General features: G+C 71.1%; 25 protein-coding genes and 2 pseudogenes. 18 read left to right on the top strand and 9 right to left on the bottom strand.

Features of this window, described 5'->3' with window-relative positions; all coding sequences use genetic code 11:
* The first annotated feature begins 90 nt into the window (after positions 1–90).
* The gene (locus ACIBPB_RS03465) at positions 91–1,053 is read left to right on the top strand and encodes a zinc metalloprotease (protein ID WP_396837989.1); all 963 of its coding nucleotides are present in this window, start codon (positions 91–93) and stop codon (positions 1,051–1,053) included.
* 125 nt (positions 1,054–1,178) lie between these two features.
* Here the strand turns inward: ACIBPB_RS03465 and ACIBPB_RS03460 are convergent, their stop codons facing one another.
* The gene (locus ACIBPB_RS03460) at positions 1,179–1,550 is read right to left on the bottom strand and encodes a DUF4267 domain-containing protein (RefSeq protein ID WP_357309316.1); all 372 of its coding nucleotides are present in this window, start codon (positions 1,548–1,550) and stop codon (positions 1,179–1,181) included.
* Positions 1,551–1,637: 87 nt separating this feature from the next.
* Between ACIBPB_RS03460 and ACIBPB_RS03455 the strand changes: the two genes are divergently transcribed.
* The 6 genes from ACIBPB_RS03455 to ACIBPB_RS03430 all read left to right on the top strand — a co-directional run bounded on the left by ACIBPB_RS03455 (position 1,638) and on the right by ACIBPB_RS03430 (position 6,410).
* On the top strand, positions 1,638–2,216 hold the full coding sequence (locus ACIBPB_RS03455; RefSeq protein ID WP_396837988.1) for a TetR/AcrR family transcriptional regulator: 579 nt from the start codon (positions 1,638–1,640) through the stop codon (positions 2,214–2,216).
* A 27-nt stretch (positions 2,217–2,243) separates the two neighbouring features.
* Positions 2,244–2,990: a TIGR03089 family protein gene (locus tag ACIBPB_RS03450; RefSeq protein ID WP_396837987.1), complete on the top strand. Its 747-nt coding sequence runs from the start codon at positions 2,244–2,246 to the stop codon at positions 2,988–2,990.
* A 220-nt stretch (positions 2,991–3,210) separates the two neighbouring features.
* A complete protein-coding gene (locus ACIBPB_RS03445; RefSeq protein ID WP_396837986.1) occupies positions 3,211–4,260 on the top strand; it encodes a hypothetical protein in 1,050 nt (349 codons plus the stop codon).
* 19 nt (positions 4,261–4,279) lie between these two features.
* Complete coding sequence (locus ACIBPB_RS03440; protein WP_396837985.1) at positions 4,280–4,687, top strand: YbaB/EbfC family nucleoid-associated protein; 408 nt, start codon at positions 4,280–4,282, stop codon at positions 4,685–4,687.
* A complete protein-coding gene (locus ACIBPB_RS03435; RefSeq protein WP_396837984.1) occupies positions 4,684–5,337 on the top strand; it encodes a hypothetical protein in 654 nt (217 codons plus the stop codon). The genes ACIBPB_RS03440 and ACIBPB_RS03435 overlap by 4 nt, the downstream gene beginning before the upstream one ends.
* A gap of 224 nt (positions 5,338–5,561) precedes the next feature.
* Entirely contained in the window at positions 5,562–6,410 is an 849-nt protein-coding gene (locus ACIBPB_RS03430) for a GNAT family N-acetyltransferase (RefSeq protein ID WP_396837983.1), read from the top strand.
* A 55-nt stretch (positions 6,411–6,465) separates the two neighbouring features.
* Here the strand turns inward: ACIBPB_RS03430 and ACIBPB_RS03425 are convergent, their stop codons facing one another.
* Positions 6,466–7,371 carry an MBL fold metallo-hydrolase gene (locus ACIBPB_RS03425; protein WP_396837982.1) on the bottom strand — a complete coding sequence of 302 codons (906 nt, stop codon included), beginning with the start codon at positions 7,369–7,371 and terminating at the stop codon, positions 6,466–6,468.
* A gap of 91 nt (positions 7,372–7,462) precedes the next feature.
* Here ACIBPB_RS03425 and ACIBPB_RS03420 point away from each other — a divergent pair, with 91 nt between their 5' ends.
* Positions 7,463–7,882 carry a MerR family transcriptional regulator gene (locus ACIBPB_RS03420; RefSeq protein ID WP_396837981.1) on the top strand — a complete coding sequence of 140 codons (420 nt, stop codon included), beginning with the start codon at positions 7,463–7,465 and terminating at the stop codon, positions 7,880–7,882.
* Positions 7,883–7,954: 72 nt separating this feature from the next.
* Here the strand turns inward: ACIBPB_RS03420 and ACIBPB_RS03415 are convergent, their stop codons facing one another.
* Entirely contained in the window at positions 7,955–8,224 is a 270-nt protein-coding gene (locus ACIBPB_RS03415; protein ID WP_396837980.1) for a hypothetical protein, read from the bottom strand.
* On the bottom strand, positions 8,221–8,496 hold the full coding sequence (locus tag ACIBPB_RS03410) for a DivIVA domain-containing protein (protein ID WP_396838174.1): 276 nt from the start codon (positions 8,494–8,496) through the stop codon (positions 8,221–8,223). The genes ACIBPB_RS03415 and ACIBPB_RS03410 overlap by 4 nt, the downstream gene beginning before the upstream one ends.
* A gap of 381 nt (positions 8,497–8,877) precedes the next feature.
* Between ACIBPB_RS03410 and ACIBPB_RS03405 the strand changes: the two genes are divergently transcribed.
* Both ACIBPB_RS03405 and ACIBPB_RS03400 read left to right on the top strand, forming a co-directional pair.
* A complete protein-coding gene (locus tag ACIBPB_RS03405; RefSeq protein WP_396837979.1) occupies positions 8,878–9,087 on the top strand; it encodes a winged helix-turn-helix domain-containing protein in 210 nt (69 codons plus the stop codon).
* Between the two features lie 104 nt (positions 9,088–9,191).
* Positions 9,192–10,895, top strand: coding sequence for an ATP-dependent nuclease (locus tag ACIBPB_RS03400; protein ID WP_396837978.1), 1,704 nt, complete (start codon positions 9,192–9,194; stop codon positions 10,893–10,895).
* Positions 10,896–10,995: 100 nt separating this feature from the next.
* On the opposite strand, the pseudogene ACIBPB_RS03395 reads toward ACIBPB_RS03400, so the two are convergent.
* Positions 10,996–11,581 (bottom strand): annotated as a pseudogene (locus ACIBPB_RS03395) (helicase-related protein); the annotation flags it as partial.
* A 78-nt stretch (positions 11,582–11,659) separates the two neighbouring features.
* On the opposite strand from ACIBPB_RS03395, the gene ACIBPB_RS03390 reads away from it, so the two are divergent.
* From ACIBPB_RS03390 to ACIBPB_RS03380, 3 genes are all read left to right on the top strand, one after another.
* The gene (locus ACIBPB_RS03390; protein WP_396837977.1) at positions 11,660–11,905 is read left to right on the top strand and encodes a toxin HicA; all 246 of its coding nucleotides are present in this window, start codon (positions 11,660–11,662) and stop codon (positions 11,903–11,905) included.
* The gene (locus ACIBPB_RS03385) at positions 11,905–12,249 is read left to right on the top strand and encodes a type II toxin-antitoxin system HicB family antitoxin (RefSeq protein WP_396838173.1); all 345 of its coding nucleotides are present in this window, start codon (positions 11,905–11,907) and stop codon (positions 12,247–12,249) included. The genes ACIBPB_RS03390 and ACIBPB_RS03385 overlap by 1 nt, the downstream gene beginning before the upstream one ends.
* Before the next feature lie 335 nt (positions 12,250–12,584).
* Positions 12,585–13,394, top strand: a complete 810-nt coding sequence (locus ACIBPB_RS03380) for a DUF4352 domain-containing protein (RefSeq protein ID WP_396837976.1) — start codon at positions 12,585–12,587, stop codon at positions 13,392–13,394.
* A 100-nt stretch (positions 13,395–13,494) separates the two neighbouring features.
* Here ACIBPB_RS03380 and ACIBPB_RS03375 read toward each other — a convergent pair.
* Positions 13,495–13,746 (bottom strand): annotated as a pseudogene (locus ACIBPB_RS03375) (helicase); the annotation flags it as partial.
* A 172-nt stretch (positions 13,747–13,918) separates the two neighbouring features.
* Between ACIBPB_RS03375 and ACIBPB_RS03370 the strand changes: the two are divergent.
* Positions 13,919–15,568 (top strand): hypothetical protein, encoded by a 1,650-nt coding sequence (locus ACIBPB_RS03370; protein ID WP_396837975.1) that lies wholly within the window; start codon positions 13,919–13,921, stop codon positions 15,566–15,568.
* Between the two features lie 138 nt (positions 15,569–15,706).
* Here ACIBPB_RS03370 and ACIBPB_RS03365 read toward each other — a convergent pair whose 3' ends face one another.
* Positions 15,707–17,386, bottom strand: a complete 1,680-nt coding sequence (locus ACIBPB_RS03365; RefSeq protein WP_396837974.1) for a DNA repair helicase XPB — start codon at positions 17,384–17,386, stop codon at positions 15,707–15,709.
* Between the two features lie 175 nt (positions 17,387–17,561).
* Between ACIBPB_RS03365 and ACIBPB_RS03360 the strand changes: the two genes are divergently transcribed.
* Positions 17,562–18,440: a L,D-transpeptidase family protein gene (locus ACIBPB_RS03360; protein WP_396837973.1), complete on the top strand. Its 879-nt coding sequence runs from the start codon at positions 17,562–17,564 to the stop codon at positions 18,438–18,440.
* A gap of 164 nt (positions 18,441–18,604) precedes the next feature.
* Positions 18,605–18,817 (top strand): hypothetical protein, encoded by a 213-nt coding sequence (locus tag ACIBPB_RS03355; protein ID WP_396837972.1) that lies wholly within the window; start codon positions 18,605–18,607, stop codon positions 18,815–18,817.
* 49 nt (positions 18,818–18,866) lie between these two features.
* Here the strand turns inward: ACIBPB_RS03355 and ACIBPB_RS03350 are convergent, their stop codons facing one another.
* Positions 18,867–21,335 carry a helicase-associated domain-containing protein gene (locus ACIBPB_RS03350; RefSeq protein ID WP_396837971.1) on the bottom strand — a complete coding sequence of 823 codons (2,469 nt, stop codon included), beginning with the start codon at positions 21,333–21,335 and terminating at the stop codon, positions 18,867–18,869.
* An 84-nt stretch (positions 21,336–21,419) separates the two neighbouring features.
* On the opposite strand from ACIBPB_RS03350, the gene ACIBPB_RS03345 reads away from it, so the two are divergent.
* Positions 21,420–22,043 (top strand): HAD family hydrolase, encoded by a 624-nt coding sequence (locus ACIBPB_RS03345; protein ID WP_396837970.1) that lies wholly within the window; start codon positions 21,420–21,422, stop codon positions 22,041–22,043.
* A 29-nt stretch (positions 22,044–22,072) separates the two neighbouring features.
* Positions 22,073–22,459 carry a cold-shock protein gene (locus tag ACIBPB_RS03340; RefSeq protein WP_132184626.1) on the top strand — a complete coding sequence of 129 codons (387 nt, stop codon included), beginning with the start codon at positions 22,073–22,075 and terminating at the stop codon, positions 22,457–22,459.
* Here ACIBPB_RS03340 and ACIBPB_RS03335 read toward each other — a convergent pair.
* A complete protein-coding gene (locus tag ACIBPB_RS03335) occupies positions 22,420–23,250 on the bottom strand; it encodes a 1,4-dihydroxy-6-naphthoate synthase (RefSeq protein WP_396837969.1) in 831 nt (276 codons plus the stop codon). The two genes, ACIBPB_RS03340 and ACIBPB_RS03335, sit on opposite strands and share 40 nt — an antisense overlap.
* Positions 23,251–23,335 lie beyond the last annotated feature (85 nt).

The following is a 23,335-nucleotide window of genomic DNA, read 5'->3' as shown; positions in this document are numbered from 1 at the left end:
GTGTTCTCATACCCCCAACGACGACGTCATCGACCGTGGTCAGGGCAACGACGCGTCGATCCGCACCGCCCCGTTGAGAAAGGTGCACCGATGCACAGGAGATCTACTTTCCGACTGGCGGTCCTCACCGCCACAGCTGCCACGCTCCTGGCGTCCGGCAGCGCGTACGGCGCGGCGGGCATGGCCGCGCCCGCCACCACCGCCCCGGGCGGCGCGGCGTGCGACCCGGCCGCCGGCGCGCCCAGCGTGGCCCGGGTCGCCGAGGGCGCCACCGCCCAGGAGCCGGAGCTGTACTCGAAGAACGAGGCGAACGCCTACGGGGTGATCAAGGACTCCCCGCGCCTGGCCAACGGCAGCGTCACCGTGCCGACGGTCTTCCACATGATCTCCGACCACCCGCTGAGTGCGGCCGAGCGGACCAGGTGGAACACCCTCATCGCGGCGCAGATGACGGTGCTGAACGACTCGTACGCGGGCCGCACGGCGGCGGACGCCGCCGACACCCCGTTCCGGTTCAGCCTCGTCGACACCACGTGGACGGTGAACAGCGCCTGGTACACGGTGGTGCCGGGCAAGAACGAGCGGGACATGAAGAAGGCGCTGTACACCGGCGACTCGGAGACCTTGAACGTCTACGCGGCCAACATCGGCGGCGGGCTGCTCGGCTGGGCGTACTTCCCCAAGGACTACAACAACGGCCGCGACTACATCGACGGCGTGGTGATGCTCGACGAGTCGATGCCGGGCGGCACGGCGGGCAAGTACGCCCTCGGTGACACGCTGACGCACGAGGTCGGGCACTGGCTGATGCTGGAGCACACCTTCGCGCACGGCTGCTCCGCCTCCGGCGACTTCGTGGCCGACACCCCGCGCGAGGCGGCGCCGCAGTTCAACTGCCCGGTGGGCGCCGACACCTGCACGGCGCCGGGGCTGGACCCGATCCACAACTTCATGGACTACACGCAGGACTCCTGCATGAACATGTTCACCCCGGGCCAGGCGGACCGGATGAGCGATGCCTGGTTGGCGTTCCGCGCGGGCGGCGCCGGCTGACCGGGCCGGCACCCACGCCCCGCAAGGGCGCGAAGCAATCATGAGGTTGCGGCACCGGTCGGGTTGATCGGTGCCGCAACCTTTTGCTCAATATGGCCCGGCCCGGGTCGGCTGGGCTTCGCCCGCTACCGGGCGAACAGCAGGGCGGCGTCCAGGAGGACGACGACGGCGGTGGCGAAGTGGATGCCGAAGGCGACCGCCTTCGTCCCGCCGTTGCGCAGCACGACGACGGTGTCTCCGAGCGGGTTGAGCGCGACGATCAGCATGTACCAGGCGACGGCCTCGGCGCTGGTGAAGGCGATGAGGGCGAGGCCGAGCAGGCCGTAGCTGAGGTCCCGCAGGCCCTTGATGGTGAGGTAGGCCGGGTCGCCGTCCGGTTTGGCCGGTACGCCGTAGCCGGCGGCCGAGGCCTGGGGTGCCAGGAGGAACCGGGCACCGATGAAGACGCAGAGAAGGCTGAGGACGACGGCGAGCCCGTAGGCGATGGGGGTGAGCATGTCCGGCTCCAAATTCTAGCGGCGCTAGGTCTGAGAGCGAAGCTAGCAGAGCGTCGGCAGATTGGCTAGCGGTGCTAGAGTTCCGGCATGTCGATTCAAGCCCGCCGGGAGCGGGAGCGGGCCGAACGGGAGCGGGCGATCATCGCCGCGGCGCGGGAGCTGGCCGAGTCGGAGGGCTGGGACGCGGTCACCACCCGCCGGCTCGCCGCCGAGATCGAGTACAGCCAGCCCGTCCTCTACAGCCACTTCAAGGGCAAGGACGCCATCATGGCGGCGGTCGCCGTGGAAGGCTGCGGCGAGCTGGCCGTCGAGCTGGCGGCGGCCCGGGCCGCCGCGACCGACCCGCGGCAGGCGGTGGCCGGCATCGCCACCGCGTACGCGGCGTTCGCCGAACGCCGGCCGGCGCTCTACGACGCGATCTTCACCCTCCCCGTCGACCTCTCCTTCGGCAGCCAGGAGACGCCGGTCGAGCTGGCCCGGGCCTTCGCCGAGCTGGCCGAGACGCTGCGCCCGTTCGCCGGCCACGACGACCTGGAGTTGTTCACCGAGACGTTCTGGAGCGGGCTGCACGGCCTGGTCACCCTGATGCGCAACGGCCGGCTGCGGCAGGCGGAACACGAGCGGCGGTTGGCCCTGCTGGTCGACCGGTTCACCCGGCTAGGGTGAGCTGACCGCCAGGGGGGAGAGCAACCGATGGCCGGACAGCCGAGCGCCGTCGTGGGCGCCGCACCCACCGAGGCCGCGCTGCTCACATACTGCGACGACGCGACGGGGGAGCGGACCGCGCTGACCGCGCACCAGCTCGGCGACTGGGCGGGCCGCTGCGCCGCGCTCCTGCGCGACGGCTGCGGACTGCGCCCCGGCGACCGGGTCGCGGTGCTGCTGCCGCCGCACTGGCGTACCGCGGCGGTGTTGATCGGGGCCTGGTCGGTGGGGTTGTCCGTCTCGTTCCGGCCCCGCGCCCTCGCCGGGCTGCCGGTGCTCGAACCGGGCGCCGACCGGCCGTACGACGCGGTGTTCGTGACCCCGGAACGCCTCGACGACTGGCTGGAGGACGTGCCCGACGGGACGCACCGCTACCTGGTCGGCACCGGCGCCGAGCCGCTCGCCGAGGTGCCGCCGGGCTGGCTGGACTGGTCCGCCGAGGTGCTGCGGCACCCGGCCGCCGCCCCCGACCTCGCCGCCCTGCAGCCGAGCGACCCTGCCAGCCCGGACGGCACCAGCTACGGCGAGTGGGGCGCGCTGGCCAAGGCGGTCGCCGAACAGCTCGACCTGCGCGCCGGGGACCGGCTGCTGGTCGACGTGGCCGAGCACGAGCAGCCGCTCAAGTGGCTGCTGGCCCCCCTCGCGGCCGGCGCGTCCGTCCTGCTCTGCGCCAACCTCGACCGGGCACGGCTGGACGCCCGCATCGCCGCCGAACGGGTCACCCAGGTGCTGTGACCACGTCGCCGCGGCATATTCATGCCTCAGCGGCATATCTGCCGCGAGCATCATGCCGCCCAGCCGTCCGCCTGGTGAGCGGAGGCAAACGGCGGCGGGCGGCCCCCGGCGCGAGACCGGGCACCCGGTCCCAGTGCGTTCCGGCCACCGCGCGGGGGCGTCCCGGCACCCAGTGATCCCCTACGATGCCCGGGAAGCGCAGTGCAGACGGGGAGGCAGCATGGCCGACTTCACAGTGGACCCGGAGGACGTCCGGGCGCACGGCCGGACCATCGGCACCACCATCGCGGACGACTACGCGAACGCGGCCGACGAACTGGCCCGCGACGGGGCCGTCGACGCACCCGGGTTCGGTCTCGCCCTGTCGCCGGTGGAGGCGCTGTACATCCAGCGCGTCGACTTCCTGGTCAAGGACGTACGCGGGGCCGCGGACGTGTGCCGGCAGATCGGCACGAAGCTGGGCGTCGTCGCCGACCAGTACGAGCGCGCCGAGGACCTGCACGTCGGCGGGTTCGGCGGCACGCCCGCGACGATGAGCGGCTTCGGCGACGCGTACGGCCGGACCGGCACCGCGCAGCTGGTCACGGACCCGGCGGTGCTCGGCACCGCCACGGTGGCGGCCACCATCACGCTGGCCGAGATCGGCGCGGTCATGGGTGGCATGTCGGCCTGCGCCGCGCTCTGCCCGACGTTCATCATCGGGGTGGCCGCCGCCGCGCTGTTCGTGGCCAACCCGGTCGGCATCGCCCAGTCCGGCGCGGACCTGATGCGGCACGGCGACAACCTGCAGAAGGCGCTCAACGCGAACTTCGACAAGATGTGCGCGGCGGCCACCGGCACCTGGAAGGGCGAGGGCAAGGACAACTTCGTCATCATGGCCACCAAGCTCAAGGGCCACCTGGACGAGCTGGGCGCGTACATCCGTACCCTCGGCGAGGCGCTGCACTCCCTGGAGATCGCCCTCGGCGGGCTGTGGATCGCGCTGGGCGCGATGACCGTGCCGTTCCTGACCTGGCTGATCGCGATGCGCGCCGCCGAGCTGGTGCCCGGCGCCGCGGTCGTGCTGGAGCCGATCATCGAGGCCGCCGGGGCGGCCGTGGCCGGCTCGGTCACCACCATGGTCGCGGCGGTGACCGCGCTGGGTGGCCTGGTCCTGGCGGTCATCAACGGCCTGGCCAAGGACTTCCTGAAGCTGATGGCGCTGCCGGACGACGGCGCGGCCGGCACGCCCGACCTGACCGAGTTCCGCGTCGGCGAGAACTTCGCCTGACCGGGAAAGAGGAGACATCGTGATCGACCCGGACGCCCGTCGCCGCATCGAGGGCATGGCCGAGCAGGCGAACCGGTTCGCCGGCCAGATCCAGGACCTCACCGGCGAGGGCACCGACGACACCGGGCTGGTGCGGGCGACGTGCGGTGCGAGCGGCCGCCTCGTCGACATCGAGCTGGCCGCCGAGACCCGGCGGATGCAGACGTACGAGCTGCGCGAGGCGATCCTCGCGGCCACCGGCCGGGCGGCCGACGCGGCCGGCACCCGGCTGGCCGAGGTGGTCGCCGAGATGACCCGGGGCGCCGCCGACGGGTTCGGCACCGACGCGGTGCGCCAGGCCCGGGAGCAGGTCGCCCAGTACCAGCGGCTCGTCGACGCGCAGCGGGAGAAGCTGGAACAGCTGCGCGGCAACCTCGGCCGGTCATGAGCGCCGTCGCGCCGGAGCTGCGCCTGCGGCGGCCCTTGCTGCGGGTGCTCGGCACGCTGCGGCCGATCCGGGCCGGCTACCAGGCCCGCCCGGTGACCGCGCTGGGGCTGGTCGGGCTGATCGTTGCCGGCGTCCTCACCCTGCTGGTGACCGCGCCGCTGGCCGGGCAGGTGCCGTGGCTGCCGTTCGTCGCCGTACCCGTGGTGGTGGTGCTCGGCCCGGTGGCGTACCTGCTGCTCACCGTCGCGGCCAGCACCTGGTACGGCTACGGCGCCGGGCATCCCATGCTCCAGGTCGCCGACGGGGAGGTGCGCGGCCGGCTGCGCGGCGTGTGGGCCGACGAACTCGCCGACGCCGACCCCGCCGCCCCGGACTGGTGGGACCTGCGGCTGCCGGCCGGCGCGCTCACCGGGGTACGCGTGGACCGGGACCGGCCCGGCGGCCCGCTCCTCGTCCTCGACGTGCCGCCCACCGTGGCGGAGGCGCTGACCACCGGCGACGGCACCCGCAAGCTGGCCGGGCACTGGCGGGACCGGGTGGGCAGCCCGGCTGCCTGGCAGGTCGGGCTCTACGAGGGACGGTTCGGCCGGGAGCGGCGGCTGCGGGCCCTGCTCGACGCGCTCGCCGCCGCCGGCGCCCCCCGACCCTGACCCGCCTGCTGCCGGCGCGCTGCGATCCTGGCTCGCCGTCCCCAGGCGCCCCGCGACCCTGACCCGCCCGCTGCCGCCGTGCTGCGACCCTGACCCGCCGGCGCGGGTCGGCGGGCCGAATCCGGTTGACAATCGCCGGCCCCGCAGGGCCTACTGCCCGGGCGCGCCGACGCGCCGGCCGGCCCTCGGCCGGTTCTCCAGGCGGGCGGAAGGAACGGGCGGACGTGCTGACCTGGCAGGAACTCGGCGAGGAACACCTCCCGGCGCTGACCGCACTGGCCGAGGCGTGCCTGGCCGAAGACGGTGGGCTGCCGCTGTTCACCGACCCGCCGCTGCTGCGGGCGCGACTGCTCCAGACCCGTACCCTCGCCGCCTGGCACGACGGTGGCCTGGTCGCGGCGGTCGGGGTCGGCACCGGGCGGACGCCGGCCACCAGCACCGGCCTGGTGCACCCGGCCTGGCGCGGGCAGGGTCTCGGTGGCCGGCTGCTGAGCTGGGCCGGCGAGCAGGCCGGCGACGCCGACCTGTTGCTCACCACCGAGTCGTGGAGCCCGGGCGCGGACGCCCTGTTCACCGCGCGCGGCTTCGAGCGGACCTTCACCGAGTGGGTGCTCCGGCACGACCTCACCGCGCTCCCCGAGGTCGCCGGCCCCGAGGGTGTCACGACCGAGCCCGCGACGCTCGACGCGGAGCTGTTCGAGACCTACCGGGCGAGCTTCGCCGACCGCCCCGGCTTCACCGAGCCCGACGCCGACGAGTGGCTGGGCGACCTGGGCGACGACGACGGGTACCGGCCGGACCTGTCGCTCGTCGCGCGCGGCCCCGACGGTGCCGCCGTGGGTTTCCTCAACGTCATCGACACCTGGATCGACCAGGTGGGCGTGGTCCCCGGCTGGCGGGGGCGGCGGGTCGGGGCGTACCTGGTGGCGCGGGCGCTGCGGGGCCTGGCCGCCGACGGCGCCCGCGAGGCGTGGCTCTGCGTCAACGACAACAACCCGGCCGCCGACCTGTACCGCCGGCTCGGCTTCCAGGACGCCGGCCGCCGCGCCCGCTACCTGCGCACCCGCCGCTGACGGCGCGCGGCGCTCACCACCACGGCGCGCGCCGCGCGCACCCGCCGTGGTCGGCTCAGGCGCTCGGGTCGTGGGTCGGGATGATGCGGACCTGGTTCCGGACGGCGTGCAGCCGGTGCAGGGTACGGAAGGCCTCGTCGCGATCGTCGTCGGCGAGCCACCCCGGGTACGGCGCCTTCTGCCGGACGTGTTCGATCTGCAGCCCGTGCCACGCGGCGTCCCCGGCGACCAGCACCGGCCCGTCGGGGGTTCGCAGCAGGACACCGGCGCTGCCCGGGGTGTGCCCGGCCAGCTCCACCATGATCACCGACCCGTCGCCGAGCAGGTCGTGACTGCGCTCGAAGGTGAGTACCGGCGGCCCCGCCAACTCGTAGCTGTCCAGCCGGCGGCCCCGCAGCGCGGCCCGTACGCCGCCCGCCGGCGCGGTGTCGCCGGACATCATCCAGTCCCGCTCCCGCTGACGCACCATGACCGGCAGCCCGGGCAGGTCGAGCAGCCCGCAGACGTGGTCCCAGTGCAGGTGGGTGGGGAGGGCGAAGTCGATCGTGTCGGCGGGAATGCCGGCGCGGTCCAGCGCCGTCGTGGTCGGCAGCACCTGGTAGCGCGGCCGCACCGCCGGCCGCAACGTCCAGGGCAGCTCGCCGATCACCCGCTCGCCGACGTCGGCGCAGACCGACGGGTCGAGCAGCACGGTGACCTCGGGATGCCGGATCACGTACGTGGTCAGCGCGTTGCCGACCCGGCGCGGTCGCCGGACGGCCTCGGCGATCAGTGGCGTCGGCACCGACCGCACCGTCTGGTCCAAGGCGATCAGCTCGACCTCGACATTCCCGCGCGGGATGCCGGCGTCGGAGAGCCCGGCGAGGAAGCGCCGATCGACCGGACGCGGCCGGAGCATCCGGTACGGCACCGCCGCCAGCGCGCCGGCCGCCACCGCGGCCTCCCGGACCGTCTGAATCATGAACGTCCCCCTCTTGCCCTGTCGCGTCATGCGGTGTGGGCTGCACCGTAGAAGTTCAGGTCGACCTGAAGTCAATCCGGAAGGAGCCGGCGTGACGACGTGGCGAATCGGAGACGCGGCGGCGCTGGTCAACGTCCCGACGCACGTGCTGCGGCACTGGGAGGAGGTCGGCGCGCTCGCACCGGCCCGGCTCGCCAACGGGCACCGGAGCTACGACGACGAGACGATCACGCGGGCGCGGCTGATCCGGCTCTGCCAACGGGCCGGCATGTCGCTGAGCGAGATCGGAGACCTGTATCGCGGCGACGGTCAGCGCCGCGCCGCGCTGGTGCGGGACCGGCGGGACCGGATCGCCGAGCAGATCCGCCGGCTACACGCCGCGCAGGACTTCCTTGACCACGTACTCGCCTGCGCGCACCCGATCGTGTCCACGTGCCTCGAGTGCAGCAGCTTCGCATCCGACGCAGCCCAGTCAGAGGAAGGGGTTTCGTCCACCCGACGCGACGACTGACGAGGTCGGCGGCAACGCACCCCTGCTGCAGAGGTCGCGGCCCGCCACCCCGTCCCGCCGCTGCCAGCGTTGTCAGCGGCGGTGCAGCCACGGCGCGCGCCGCGCGCACCCCGAGCTGTGATCCACCGGCAGCCCGCACCGCCCGGCGCCGTCCGGCAGCGGCCGGTCACAGAAAACCCAATGGCGTACGCACTGCTCGTCCTCGGCCGACACGGTCACTCCGCCCGGCTCGACCCGGGCACTGAAGTGGGCCAGCACCCGAGCGGCAGTACGCGCGAAGATCCGGGCCCGATGCAGGTCGGGGGCGGTGACCGGCAGGTGGATCACCCAGCGGCCGGTCATCGGTAGTGGCGGGCGGCCGACTGGGCGCTCTGCCAGGCGCGCAGGGCGTTCTTGATACGCAGGTTCTCCTCCTGCACGACGCGCAGGCCGGTCTGTGCGACGGTGAGTTCGTCGGCGACCTGGTGCAGGAAGGCGCGGATCTCAACGGGGTCGAGGCCGCGCCGCCGAACGTTGAAGCAGCGCTCGCGGATCTGCCACGGGCGAAGCGGCTGGCTTCTCCTGGCCTCTGCGATCGGCCGTCTCTCGTTGCGTCGGCCGACCAGCCGACGGATCAGGTTGCGCACGGGGGACCGCCCTTCGTCGGGTTGGTCGACGTGTGGTGGGGCGGCCTCCGCCGGGTCGCCGCCGGCGGAGACCGCCCTGCCCTGCAGCCGGTTGACGGGTATGGCGGCAGGGCCGCGCCGGGGGAGCGCGGAGGGTGTGAGGTCTCGACGGCGATGCGAGACCGGTACGAGAGGCGCCAACCGACCGCAACAGCACCGCATCACCGAGAGCGACGGTATTGCCACCGAGTCACCTATGTCAAGCATGTCTCCGAGTCAGCTACCCACCTATGTCACCGGTGCTACGTGCGTTGCCTCTGCCGAAGCTGTTGATCGATACTGAGCGGGCCAACCGACTGCAAGGGGCCTGACGTGCCTATTCCGCCCACGATGGACGAGCTGCTCGACGATCTGCTGAAGAAGATCGAGAACGGGACCTATCCGCCCGGCTCCCAGCTGCCGTCTGGACGGGCGCTGGCCGACTCCTATGACGTCTCACAGTCCACGATTAGCCGAGCAGTAGCGAGGTTGCGGCACCAGGGCGTCCTGGTCGGACGCCCTGGTCGCGGTGTCTTCGTTGCGGAGCCCGGTGCTCATTGAGCAGGTACAAGATCGCTTCTGTGGATGTCAGTAGGAAGGAAAATTGCCCTGGCTCCGAAACGCGACGCATTCTCTGGGCCCTATGCTTCATGGAGGAGGCTTGAGTGCCCGTAGAAGTGCGCATTGAAAGCTTACGGTTCGCAAATGGTGCATCTATTTTGGCTCCGAAGAGTGGAACCCTAGTCGTCGTCGGGCCCAACAGTAGTGGTAAATCCTCACTGCTTCGAGAAATCTATGCCCGGTGCTTCAATCCGCCACCGATTAAGCCGCACATGGTTCTCGATGATATTGTGGCGAAAAAGTCAGGAACGGTCGAGGATGTAATCCGCTGGTTTCAGGAGAATGTTTCTCCTGAAACCTTCATTAGTAGCCAGCATGAGTTGGGCTTCAAGGGCTCTTCCGGCGAGATTAGCGTTTCAGGGCTACGTGCGGCTTGGGGAGACTCGGATCGGATCGGTTACGTCGCTCAATTCTTTGTCGCAAGTCATTGGGCTGAGGAAAGGCTTCGACTCCTCCAGGAAGCCAGTCTTCATGATCTTATCTATGAGCAGCCCACCGATCCCATGCAGTACCTCTATAGCAATACCCGAGTAGAAGCTAAATTGGCTAGATGGGTTCGTGCCGCGTTCGGGATAGACATAACGTTGAATCGTTATGGTGCTAGCATTGGGCTCAGGATCGGAAAACTGAGCCGGGATCTGCCCCCACCGCCGCCCCCGAGGGATATTCTGCGAGAGTATGCAGAAATGCGCTCGATTTCGACGGAAGGCGATGGTGTCAAAGCCTTCATTGGCTTACTTCTTCAGGTCATGCATACGTCTAAAAAGGTCACGATTATTGACGAACCTGAGGCATTTCTGCATCCGCCGCAGGCTCGCAGGCTAGGCCGACTGCTGGGTGAGTCGGCACCGGTGGATGGCCAACTTATTGTTGCGACGCACAGCCGACACTTCCTACAGGGCGTACTTGAGTACACAGGCCGCCCTGTACAAATTGTACGCCTTAAGAAAGAAGCGGAAACCTTCGTTCCTGCCACGGTCCTGCCAGTTCGGATCAAGCAAACGTGGGCTGACCCACTCTTGCGGTACTCGGACCTTCTCGATGGCCTGTTCCACGACGGGGTAATTTTGTGCGAGGGAGACGGCGACTGTCGGTTCTACCAAGCCGTGATGGATGCTTGCGTGAAGGACGATCCTGGGGGTCTCGATCTGATGTTCACCCATGTGGGTGGCAAGTCGCGACTTGGCAAGGCCGCACGGCAACTACATGATTTCCACGTCAGATCAGCGATAATTGCGGACCTTGATCTACTAAACGATGCAAGCGTCCTGAGGTCTACAATCGAGGGGGCTGGTGGGCGTTGGGAAAATTTCAACGAGGACTTCCAGCTCGTTTCGGCAGCGGTTCAGGCGATGGGTCCCTCAATCCTCACCGTAGACGCGGCTCGGGCTCAGATCTCAACCCTGCTATCGAAGTTGCCGGGAAAGGCTCCGGTGTCGACTGGAGTCGCAGAGGCGATTAAAGCGGCCGTAGCGTTCAGATCGCCCTGGCAACAGATTAAGCTGGGTGGCCTGTCCGTCTTGCCTTATGCGCGTTCTGCGGCCGATCGGTTGCTGCGGGAACTTGAAACTATCGGCATCTTCCTCGTTCCCGTTGGCGAGCTAGAGAGATGGATCCCTCTGGACGTCAAAAAGCAAAGCTGGGTTGTCGAGGTGCTTGAAAAGTCCCATTACGCGACACCTCCTGCTCAGCTCGTAGACTTCCTGCGAAGGATCGTTTCCTACTTCGCGGACGACAAGCTCCGCTAGCTATCGCTGGGCTAAGTAGGACGCCCGCGTCCGGCGCCTCAGCCCCAGGTTGTACTCGAGATCGCGGCGCGATCAGGAAGCGGCGACGCTAACGCAGGGGTCAGTCGAACGAGGGCAGCGACGGGCCGAGGACGTCGTCGGCGTCCACGATCGTGTACGCGTACCCCTGTTCGGCCAGGAAGCGCTGCCGGTGGGCGGCGTACTCGGTGTCGATGGTGTCGCGGGAGACCACCGTGTAGAAGTGCGCCTGCCGTCCGTCGGCCTTCGGTCGGCGCACCCGTCCCAGCCGCTGCGCCTCTTCCTGCCGCGACCCGAAGGTCCCCGACACCTGGATTGCGACCGCCGCCTCCGGCAGGTCGATGGAGAAGTTCCCGACCTTGGAGATGACTAGGGTGCGAACCTCACCGGACCGGAAGGCGTCGAACAATCGCTCGCGTTCCTTGTTGGTGGTCGAGCCCTGCACGATGGGTGCGTCCAGGTACTTGCCGAGTTGGTGCAGCTGGTCGATGTACCCGCCGATGACGAGCACCTGGCGAGCACCTGCTCGTCCGGGTGCCGGTCCACCAGCGCCCGCACCACGGGCAGCTTCGTGGGGCCGTCGCGGCCATCCGGTAACGCTCCTCGGCCTCGGCCGTCGCGTACGACAGCCGCTCGGCATCCGTCAGCGTGACCCGTATCTCGATGCACTAGGCCGGGGCGACTCCGTTCCGCCACGTTCTCGATTGGCTATGTAGCAGTGGTACCGCCTGTAGTACCATAGGCGGGTGCCGTCGGTCGTCAGAGTCGTTGAAGCGATGCGGAAGAACCCACGCAACATCGCTTACAACGATCTCTATCGGGTGTGCGAGCACTACTTCGGGAAGCCGCGTCAGACGGGCACCTCCCATGCGGTGTTCAAGATGCCCTGGGCGGGCGACCCCCGCGTCAACATCCAGGACGACAAGGGCAAGGCGAAGGCGTACCAGGTCCGGCAGGTGCTTAAGGCGATCGACAAGAAGGAGGCCATGTGATGCAGCCCGATGGGCGTCCTGAGATCACGCACTACACGTACCGCGTCACCTGGTCCGCCGAGGACCAGGAGTTCGTTGCCACCTGCGCTGAGTTCCCGTCGCTCTCCTGGCTGGCGTCCTCCCAGGTCGACGCCTTGGGAGGCCTTGAGGACCTGCTGCGCCAGGTGATCGACGACCTGGCGGAGGAGGGAGAGCCGGTGCCACAGCCTTATGCGGACCGGCACTACTCGGGCAAGTTCAACCTGCGCGTCGGGGCAAGCTTGCACCGCGAGTTGGCGATCCAGGCGGCCGAGGACGGCATGAGCCTCAACCAGTACGTGCTGCGGAAACTCAGCGCCGCCTGAACAGTGGGACGACGTCAGCATGGCCCGGGCGCGGTCAGGGCTGGAAGATCGCTCAGGCGTTGCCTGTTCGGCGAGGGGTCGTTGCCTTTCCGCTACCTGGCAATGATGGATTCCTGTCCCAAGGGTGCGTCCGGCGTGGCTGGGTCACCGCATGGTGAGCGGTTAGCGGCTCTACGTGGGATGTGACGGTCGCCGTATCAGTCGCCTACCTGGTCGAATCAGCCTGGCAAGTGGCACCGGGTAGATGACTGTTGCCCCGGGCAAGCTGTGGCAGCCTGCAACTGATCGTGTGCGAGGCGTGGCAGTGCGAGCCAAGACCTGGGAGACCCCATCAGATGAACATGCCTTACGACCCGGCCCGGAATCAGCCGTCGGGTGGCCAGCCGCCGATGCCGCCGACGGCTCAGTTCGCGCACGTGCCCGCCAACCAGTTTCCACCGCCCATGCCCGGTCAGTACCCGCCACCGGCGTCCGGCCAGTTTCCGCCCGTTAAGAAGCGCCCCGCCTGGCTCCTTCCGACCTTGATCGGTGCCGGCGTGTTCGTGTTGCTCTGCTGCGGCGGCTCGACGGTGATCGGTCTGCTCAGCGATGAGAAGACCCCGGAGGGCCTCTCGGCCAGTAGGGACGTCCCTGCTGCGAAGGCCAGCAACTCCGCGCCGTCAGCACCGGTCAAGACGACCGCCGCTGCCGCACCCGCGCCCGTGAAGACGACTGCCGCTCCGGCGCCGGCCAAGCCGAAGACGTTCAGTATCGGCGATACGGTTCGCGGCGGAGACTTCGAGTTCACCGTCAACAGTTTGAAGTGCGGGATCTCCCAGGTTGGCGACAGCTTTCTGAACGCCAAGGCGCAGGGCACCTACTGCAGGATTCGCGTGACCGTCAAGAACGTCACCAAGAGCGCACACACGTTTCACGCCGACGGCACCATAACCGCTCAGGATGCGTCCGGCCGGGACTTCGATGCCGATGGTGAAGCTGGGATCTACGGCAACGAAGACGGGCAGGGCTTCCTCGACGAGATCAACCCGGGGAACTCGGTGAAGGCCAACGTCTTCTTTGATGTGCCGAAGGGCACGAAGTTGAAGACCATCACCTTCGACGCTGGCCTGTTCACCTTCGCTGAGGACGCGGTCGTCACCCTCTGAGAGTTGCCCGGTCTGCGACGGAATCCGCTGTCAGTCGAACGAGGGCAGCGACGGTCCCAGTACGTCGTCGGCGTCCACAATCGTGTACGCCGTTCCCCTGCTCGGCGAGCTGGTGCAACTGGTCGATGTACCCCCCGATGACGAGCACCTGCTCGTCCGGGTGCCGGTCCACCAGCGCCCGCACCACCGGCAGCTTCGTCCGGGCGGTCGCCGCCATCCGGTAACGCTCCTCGGCCTCGGCCGTGGCGTACGACAGCCGCTCGGCATCCGTCAGCGTGACCCGTACCGACGTCGCGGTGAGGCCGAGCCGGCGGCGGGCCTGGAGGTCCGCGGTGAACCGGAAGATCGGCGCTCCCGGCATCGTGAAGCAGCGATCGATCCCTGCGGATCCGTGTAACGCCTCCGGCGAAGACATCGCCCACTAACAATGGAGCGACGATCTTGTCGCCGGCCCGGCGCCCGCCTCCGATCAGAGGCGCTGGCCCGTCGGGCATCACGGGGTATCAACCGAAGGGAGACCGCTTATGCGGTTCCGCACAGTGGCCCGCGCGGCCGTGGCATCGGCACTGGTCGCGACCGCCGGGCTCGTCGCCGTCGTCGCACCCGCCCGAGCGGCGGACACCAGCACGGTTCTGCAGGGGGTGAAGTTCGTCAAGGACATCGCCGCTGCGAACGGCCGGCTCTTCATCTCGGGTAACGACCGGATCGCCGTCACCGACGAGAGTGGCAGCACGGTCGGCGCCATCACCGGGCTGGCCGAGCCGTACGGCCTGGCCGTCACGCCGGACGGCAGCCGCCTCTACGCGGCACTCAACGGCTCGAACGAGATCGCCGAGATCGACACCGCGGCCCTCACCGTCACCCGACGGTTCGACCTGGCCGCGTATCCCTACCCGACGTACCTGTCGCTGGCCGGCGACCGTCTCTGGGTCGGGCATGGCCCCACCAACAGCTGGAGCGGCGGTGTCGTGGGGCTCGACCTGTCCACGACGACCCCCGAGCCGGTCCGCATCGCCAGCGGCCTGTACGGCCCACCGATGATCGCCGCCGGCGGATCCACTGTGGTGGCCGGTGAGAACGGCATCAGCCCGGCGGACCTCAACGTGTACGACGTCAGCACCACGCCCGCCACCCTCCGCGGGGTGATCGACGGTCACACCTTCCGCCTCGGCCGCCTGCGGGACATCACCATCACGGCGGACGGCTCGAAGGCGATCACCGCGTTCGACGAGCCCTTCCGGTACGACATCTGGGACACCACCAGCCTGACCCGCGTCGGAGCGTACGGCGAGGAGCCGACCTTCGTCGGCTTCCCGCACGCTGTCGCCCTCAGCGCGGACGGCGCCCACGTCATCGGCGCGCGCGCCTCCCGTGACCAGATCGAGCTGGCCGGCCCGCGCATCGCGGTGTACGACGCGGCAACCACCACCAGGCTGCACACCGCCGACAACCCGGCCGGGCAGGTGGTGGAGGGCGCGCTCACCTTCTCCGGCACCGACGCGTTCACCGTGCTGTTCGACATGAGCACCGGGCGCTACACGCTGTGGCGGCTGCGGGGTGCCACCCTGGCGCCGTCCTCGGTGACCGCGACCGCCCCGGCCACCGGCACCGCGCTCGTACCGCTCACCGTCACCGGCCGGCTCACCCTGTCCGACGGGTCAGCGCCCGGCGCGCAGCCGCTGCTGGTGACCCGCCGACACCCGGACGGAACCAGTGCGGCGCTCGCCCCGCTGACGACCGCCACGGACGGCACCTTCAGCATCACCGACACGCCGCCGGTCGGCGGGACCCTGCAGTACGAGGTGCTCTGGGACGGCAACTCGGCCTTCCGCTGGAGTCAGGCGACAGTCACCGTCGAGGTGGCCCGGCAGCCCTCCACGCTGACCCTGACCGGACCGAGCACGGCCACCAGCAGCCGGCACCTCCGGTTCAGCGGCGTGCTGCAGACCCCCGGGCGGCCAATTGCCCCGGGTACGACGCTGACGGTGTGGCGGGTCCTCAACGGTGAGGACATCAGCACCGTCTACCTCCCGGCGGTGACCCCCGCCGCGGACGGCACCTTCCAGTTCACCGACACGCCCGGCGCGGCCGGGCAGTACACGTACACCGTGCAGTGGGACGGTGATCAGACCTTCACGTACGCGCGGACCAGCCACGTCGTCACGGTCCGGTAGATCGAAGCGTGGTGTCGACGGGGCCGGTTCCGCTCGGAATCGGCCCCGTCTTGGGCCACAGGTCACGGGGGTGAGTCATTCACGCCGTCAGGTCGGTAGCGACTACGAGGGACATCCGCCTCCGGTGCGGCGGGCGCGTCAGTCGACGCTTGGCAGCTTCGGGCCGAGTACGTCGTCGGCGTCCACGATCGTGTACGCGTACCCCTGCTCGGCGAGGAACCGCTGCCGGTGGGCGGCGTACTCGGTGTCGATGGTGTCCCGGGACACCACCGTGTAGAAGTGCGCCTGCCGTCCGTCGGCCTTCGGCCGGAGCACCCGTCCCAGCCGCTGCGCCTCTTCCTGCCGCGACCCGAACGTCCCCGACACCTGGATCGCGACCGCCGCCTCCGGCAGGTCGATGGAGAAGTTCCCGACCTTGGAGATGACCAGCGTCTTGACCTCACCGGACCGGAACGCGTCGAACAACCGCTCGCGCTCCTTGTTGGTCGTCGAGCCCTGCACGATGGGCGCGTCCAGGTACTCGCCGAGCTGGTGCAGCTGGTCGATGTACCCGCCGATGACGAGCACCTGCTCGTCCGGGTGCCGGTCCACCAGTGCCCGCACCACCGGCAGCTTCGTCCGGGCGGTCGCCGCCATCCGGTAGCGCTCCTCGGCCTCGGCCGTGGCGTACGACAGCCGCTCGGCGTCGGTGAGGGTGACCCGTACCTCGATGCACTCGGCCGGGGCGATCCAGCCCTGCGACTCGATGTCCTTCCACGGCGCGTCGTACCGCTTCGGGCCGATCAGGCTGAACACGTCGCCCTCCCGGCCGTCCTCGCGTACCAGCGTCGCGGTGAGGCCGAGCCGGCGGCGGGCCTGGAGGTCCGCGGTGAACCGGAAGATCGGCGCGGGCAGCAGGTGCACCTCGTCGTAGATGACCAGACCCCAGTCGCGCGCCCCGAACAGGTCCAGGTGCGTGAACGCGCCGCCCTTGCGGGAGGTGAGCACCTGGTACGTGGCGATGGTGACCGGGCGGATCTCCTTGCGCTCGCCCGAATATTCGCCGATCTCCGCCTCGGTCAGCGAGGTGCGGGCGATCAGCTCCCGCTTCCACTGCCGGCCCGCCACCGTGTTCGTCACCAGGATCAGCGTGGTCGCCTTCGCCTCGGCCATCGCCGCCGCGCCCACCAGCGTCTTGCCGGCACCGCAGGGCAGCACCACCACCCCGGAGCCGCCGGCCCAGAACGCCTCCACGGCCTCCCGCTGGTACGACCGCAGCGTCCACGGCTTGCCGCCGTCCTTGCCGGCCTCGGCCAGGTCGATCTGGTGCGCCTCGCCGTCCACGTAACCGGCCAGGTCCTCGGCCGGCCAGCCGAGCTTGAGCAGCGCCTGCTTGAGCCGGCCCCGCTCGGACGGGTGCACCTGGATGGTGTCGTCGTCGAGCTTCGGGCCGAGCATCCCGGCGAGCTTCTTGCTCTTCGCGACCTCGATCAGCACCATCCGGTCCAGCGCCCGCAGCACCAGCCCGTGCGCCGGGTCGTTGGCGAGCTGGAGCCGGCCGTACCGGTCCATGGTCTCGGCCACGTCGACCAGCAGCGCGTGCGGCACCGGATAGCGGGAGTACTTGATCAGGGTGTCCACCACGCCCTCGGCGTCGTGGCCGGCGGCCCGGGCGTTCCACAGACCCAGCGGCGTCAGCCGGTAGGTGTGCACGTGCTCGGGGGAGCGTTCCAGCTCGGCGAAGGGGGCGATGGCCATCCGGCACGCCTGCGCGTCCGGGTGGTCGATCTCCAGCAGCAGGGTCTTGTCCGACTGCACGATCAGTGGTCCACCGCTCACGCCAGTGCCCTCTCCCTCGCCCGGCCCGGGTCGCCCGCACCCCGGCTGACCTGCCGAAGGCGGACCATCCAGTGTTGCACGCCCGGAGCTGTCCGGAAAAAGTCATGCTGGACAGGCAACGTCACACTCTTCCCGTACGTCTAGCAAGCGGGACAACTGTCAGGGGGAGGACCAGATGAAGCCTGTCCGGTTGATCAGCCGGGTCGTCGCCCTGGCAGCGGTCGTGTTGGTCGGTGCCGGTGCGTGCACGCTCGATCCGGAAGGCGACGGATCCGGGGCAGCCGCCCCGGCCCCCGTCAGCGTGACGGAACGAGCATCGGGGGCGAGCGTGACGCCCGGGCCGGACCCCACGACCGGGTCCCCGTCGGCGACGCCCAGCCGGGCGGCCACACCGAAACCCAGCCGGACGGCGACCTCGCCCAAGCCGCCCGCCTCGCCCAAGCCCAGCAGCACCGGGTACACCGGCTGCCCGCAGGGCGAGCACCAGCGGGCCGTCGAGTCGTACCTGGCCCGGCTGGGCGGGTTCGGGCCGGTGACCGTGGACGGCAAGCAGTCAGCCGCCGACTGCGCCGCGATCAAGAAGTTCCAGCGCCGGTACTCGATCAGCCCCGCCGCCGGGCGCGCCGGCACCACCACGTACTCGGTGGCGAAGCGGCTGGCCAGCACCGACGTGAAGCGCTGCAACGCCGGCTCCGGGCTCACCTTCTGCGTGGACCTGACCCACCAGACCGTGTGGGCGATGCGCGGCGGCGACGTGGTGCTGGGCCCGACCGTCACCCGCACCGGCATGGCCGGCTACGCCACGCCGAGCGGCACCTACCGGGTCGCCAACCGGAACCTGAAGGAGTGGTCCAACCCGTACGAGGTGTGGCTGCCCTACTGGCAGCGCTTCAACGGCGGCATCGGCTTCCACGAGACCACCACCTACCTGCACAACGGCTCGATCGGCTCGCACGGCTGCGTCAACCTGCTGCACCGCGACGCCGTCCGGCTCTGGGAACTGGGCTCGGTCGGTACCAGGGTGGTCGTCTTCGGCCGCCGCCCCGGCACCTGACCCCGGCCGCGTCACCCCGGCCGCGCGACCTCGGACGCGGCGCCCGGGCCGCGCGAGCCCGGCCCGCGTGACCTTGCGCCCGGATCAGGGTTTTAACCCCTGGTCGGTACGGTCGTCACGGTGCCACCCTGGGAGCGGGATTCCGGACGGGGCGGAGGGCTGGGATGGCCGTCGAGCAGGACGAGCAGCATGAGGTGTCCACCGCGGTCCGGATCGGGTACGCGGCCGGTGCCGCCGGCCTGCTCGGCTGGTTCCTCTTCGGGCTGCTCGTGCAGCGGCAGGGCTTCGTCGCCTCGTTCGGTGAGGCCGCCGGCACCGGCTTCGGGCTGCTCCTCGCCGTCTCCGTGATCGGCGCGTTCCGCCGCAACGGGCGCTGACCCGGCGACGCGGCGCGGCGTCAGGCGTGCCACGCCGGACCCGTGCGGCTCAGTCCTCCCGCACCGCCGCGGTGATCCGGTGCAGCGCGAAGGTGTGCAGCATCTCGGTGCGCTCGTCCTCGGCGCGCAGGTAGCCCGCCCCGATCGACACCGGCCGGACCAGCCGCGACGCGGTCGCCCCGTGCGCGTCGACGTAGCCGACCCAGACCAGCGCCTTGTCCCGGACCGCCTGCTGGAGCACCGCGAGGGCCTCGCTGTGGGTGTGCGCCGGCGCCGGACCGGTGCGCGCCCCGCCGCCGCGGACCACCGCCGGGGCCCGCCGGGCCGCCCGCGCCGCCGCGTCACCGCGCCGGATCTGCTCCACCACGCCGAGCAGGCGCGGCAGCGGCAGCCGCGGCGCGGCCAGCGGATCCACCGTACGGGTGGCCGGCATCCGGGCCGGCGCCCGCCGGGTTCTCGGCCGGGCCAGCACCGCCGAACCGGTGGCGTCCTCCGGCACCGGCGCGTACCCGGCGTCGCGCAGCGCGGCCAGCATCCGCTGCACCAGGTACGGGGTGACCAGCACCGTCGGGGCGAGCCGGCGGAACGCCAGCGGCTCCAGCCGCTTGTCGGCCAGTACCTCGGTGAGCAGCGCCTCGTCGTCGCTGCGCACGTATCCGCCGGCCGAGCCGACCCGAAGGCCGCCGTGCTTGCGGGCCACGTCGTCGATCAGGTACGTGAGGCCCTGCGGCACCGGGGTGCGGGACCGGCGGCGGAACAGGGTGTGCAGGTCGTCGGCGGAGTAGCCGGCGTCCAGGGCGCGGCGGACGCTGGCCGTGGTGACCCGGTGCACGCTCGCCCCACCGGCCGACTCATGCTCGGCCACCACGTCCAGTTCGCCGGCGAGCGCCGGGTCGGGCGGGCCGGGCACCACCACGGTCAGGTCGGCCTGCAGCAGGAAGTGGTCGACCGGGGCGGGCAGCAGCGCGTCCAGCGCCCGTACGGCGGTGGACGGCTCTCCGGACTCGGCGTCCGAGCGCAGCCCCAGCGGGTCGTCGGCCCGCTCGTCGGCCTCGGCCACCTCGGTCAGCAGCAGCCGCCCGTACGAGGTGAGCGCGCCGAGCCCGGTCACGCCGAGCTGGGCCGCCTCGGCCAGCACCTCCCGGTGCGCGGCCTCCCGCCCCCGGGCCCGCCGGGGCGTCCGCCAGTCGAGCAGCTCCAGCACCTCCTCGGGGGTCGGCGCGGCCGCCGGCGCCAGGTCGGCCAGCACGTCGAGCACCGAGCGCCGGACGGCCGGAGCACTGGCCCGCTCCGCCTCGGCGGAGAGCACCGTGATCGGCCGGTCCCGGTCGTCGCGCTGGCCGACCAGGCCCGCCTGGCGGGTCATGGTCAGCCAGGCCCGGGCCAGCTGCTCCCAGCGCTGCGCGAGCGAGGCCGCCCGCCACACCTCGTACCCGGCGGTGGGCAGGATCTGCTGGTCGCCGCCGTACCGGGCCGAGCTGGAGCCGGTCAGGTCCAGCTCGCCGGCCAGCCCGGCCGCGTACGCCACCTCGAACAGCAGCGCGGTCGTGCCGTCGTCCAACCCGAGGTTGCGGCCCATCCGGCGCAGGTCGCGCACGCCGACGCCGCCGGAGCGCAGCACCGGGGCCGGCTCGGCGGCGAGGCTGTCCAGCAGCGCCTCGGTGTGCCGGACCACCTCCATGGTCTGCCCGGCACCGGCCGAGTCCACCGACTTCTGCTCGCGGGGCGGGCTCGCCACCACGGGCGGGCTGCTCCGCAACGGGCCCAGCGGGCCGCTGTCCCGGCGCAGCAGCAGCGCCACCTCGCGGGGGAGTTCGACGGTGCCGCCGCCCTTGCCGCCCGACATCCGGACCAGCAGGCGGTGCTCGACCAGCCAGCGGATCGGCGAGCCGGTCGGCGCGCCCCCGTTGACCAGGTCCGGCGGGAGGACGTCCTCGGCGCCGCTGGCCGGGGCGTCCAGCGCGCCCGGTGGCACCGTGCCGACCGGCGGGCCGGCGGCCAGCCGGTCCAGGATCGCCCGCGCCGACGGCGGCGCCGACAGCAGCGTGCGGCGCAGCTTCGCCGGGTCCGCGCAGACGGCCGCCGCCCGCGGGTCCAGCTCCGCCGCCGGCCGGCCCAGCCCCGCCGGGTACGGCGACACCTCGTCGACGCCGCCCACCACCTGCAGGTCGTGCTCGGGCCCGTACAGCAGGAAGAGCGCCCGGAGCCGGTTCACCGCGCCCCGGATGGTGGTGGGCGCGGGCGGCTGCGCGCCGGCGGTGGCCATCGCCAGGATGGCCTCGACGCTGGTGCCGCCGCCCTCCGGGTCCCGGGTGAGCCGGGCGGCGTCGAGGATCTGGAGGGTGAACTGGTCCAGCCCGTCGAGCGCCCGGGCGACGGAGACCCGCGACTGGGCGCGGATGGCCAGGGCGGAGACGTCGGCCGGCACCGGTACGACGAGGTCCGGCCGCAGCTGGAGCAGGGCGGCGAGGGACTCGTCCGGGAGGGTCCGGAGGTGATCGGCGAGTGAGGTGGTCATCGTCGTTCCACGCTAGCCCGGCAGGGGCCGGTCGCGCCCCTCGGACGTGCGGCTGGCTTCGGGTCCGGCGGGTACCTTTCCGGCATGCCCCCGCTCATGGTCGGTTTCGACTTCGACATGACCCTGGTCGACTCGCGTCCCGGGATCGCCGCCTGCTTCCGGGCGTTGACCGCACGGACCGGGGTGCCGGTCGACGCCGAGCTGGCCGTCTCCCGCCTTGGGCCGCCGCTGCGCACCGAGATCGCGCACTGGTTCCCGCCCGAGCAGGTGGACGAGGCGGTGACGCTCTACCGGGACCTCTACCCGGCGTACGCGATCACGCCGGCCGTGCCGATGCCCGGCGCGGAGGCCGCGCTCGCGGCGGTGCACGCGCGCGGCGGCCGCGTCATGGTGGTCACCGCCAAGCTGGGCCGGCTGGCCAAGCTGCACCTGGACCACCTCGGGCTGGCCGTCGACGAGCTGGCCGGGGACCTCTTCGCCGAGCAGAAGGCGACCGCGCTGCGCGAGCACGGGGCGACCCTCTACGTGGGCGACCACGTGGCCGACATGATCGCCGCCAGATCGGCGGGAATCCCAGGCGTGGGCGTCGCGACCGGGCCGTGCTCGGCCGACGAGCTGGCGGCGGCCGGAGCTGAGCAGGTGCTGAATGATCTCAACGGATTCCCAGGGGCGCTGGACCGGATCATCCGGCTAGCCTGGGAGGGGTAGCGGTCACGAGAGCAAAGCAGGGGTTTCAAGTGCCGACGGGTCGAGTGAAGTGGTATGACGCGGCCAAGGGATACGGGTTCGTCACCAGCGACGAGGGTGGCGACGTGTTCCTGCCGAAGGGCGCGCTACCGGCGGGTGTCACCGACCTGAAGGGCGGCCAGCGGGTCGATTTCAGCGTGGTCGACAGCCGCCGGGGCGCGCAGGCGATGGGTGTGAAGCTGCTGGAGGCGCCGCCGTCCGTGGCGGAGCTGCGCCGCCGGCCGGCCGAGGAGCTGCACGGCCTGGTCGAAGACATGATCAAGGTGCTGGAGGCGAAGGTCCAGCCGGATCTGCGCCGGGGCCGGTTCCCGGACCGCAAGGCCGCGCAGAAGATCGCTCAGCTGGTCCACGCGGTGGCGCGCGAGCTGGAGGTCTGAGGGACGAGCCCGGCGTCGGCGGCCCGGCCCAGCAGCGCCTCGACGGCGGCGAAGCCGGCTTCGCCCAGGTCGGCGGTGAACTCGTTGACGTAGAGGGCGATGTGCCGGTCCACCACGTCGGGCTCCATCTCCTGGGCGTGGGCGAGGACGTACTCCCGGCTGGCCTCCGGGTCGGCCCAGGCCTGCCGGACCGACTCACGGACCCAGGCGGCGGCCTCGACCGGGTCGACGGCGCCCTTGCGGGCCAGGATCGCGCCGAGCGGGATCGGCAGGCCGGTGTCGCCCTCCCACCACTCGCCGAGGTCGACCAGCGCGGTCAGCCCGTGCCGCGGGTAGGTGAAGCGCGCCTCGTGGATCACCAGCCCCGCGTCGTACCGGCCGGCCGCGACGCCCGGCATGATCTCGTGGAACGGCACCACCTCGATCCGCGCCGGTGCCTGGTCCGCCGCCCAGAGCCGGAACAGCAGGTACGCCGTGGTCCGCTCGCCCGGCACCGCCACCGTGGCCCCGGACAGGTCGGCCCGGTCGCCGCGGGTGAGCACCAGCGGCCCGCACCCCCGGCCCAGCGCGCCACCGCAGGGCAGCAGGTGGTAGTCCTCGAGCAGCCAGGGCAGCGCCGCGTAGCTCACCTTCACCAGGTCGAACGCCCCGCGCTCGGCCGCCGTGTTGGTGACGTCGACGTCCGCGTAGGTGACGTCGACCGCCGGCGCGCCCGGCACCCGGCCGTGCACCAGCGCGTCGAAGACGAAGGTGTCGTTGGGACAGGGGGAGATCGCCAGGGAGAGCGCCACACCCCCACCGTAACCCCGCCCTCGCCAGCCCCCGCCACCCGCCCGGTAGCTGCGCGCGAGGCACCCCTCCCCGGCGACTACCGAC

The sequence above is a fragment of the Micromonospora sp. NPDC049836 genome (assembly GCF_044465125.1).
In the GTDB taxonomy this organism is placed as follows: Bacteria; Actinomycetota; Actinomycetes; order Mycobacteriales; family Micromonosporaceae; genus Micromonospora.
The sequence above is the reverse complement of the archived record's forward strand: the minus strand, read 5'-3'. Positions and strand labels throughout refer to the sequence as shown.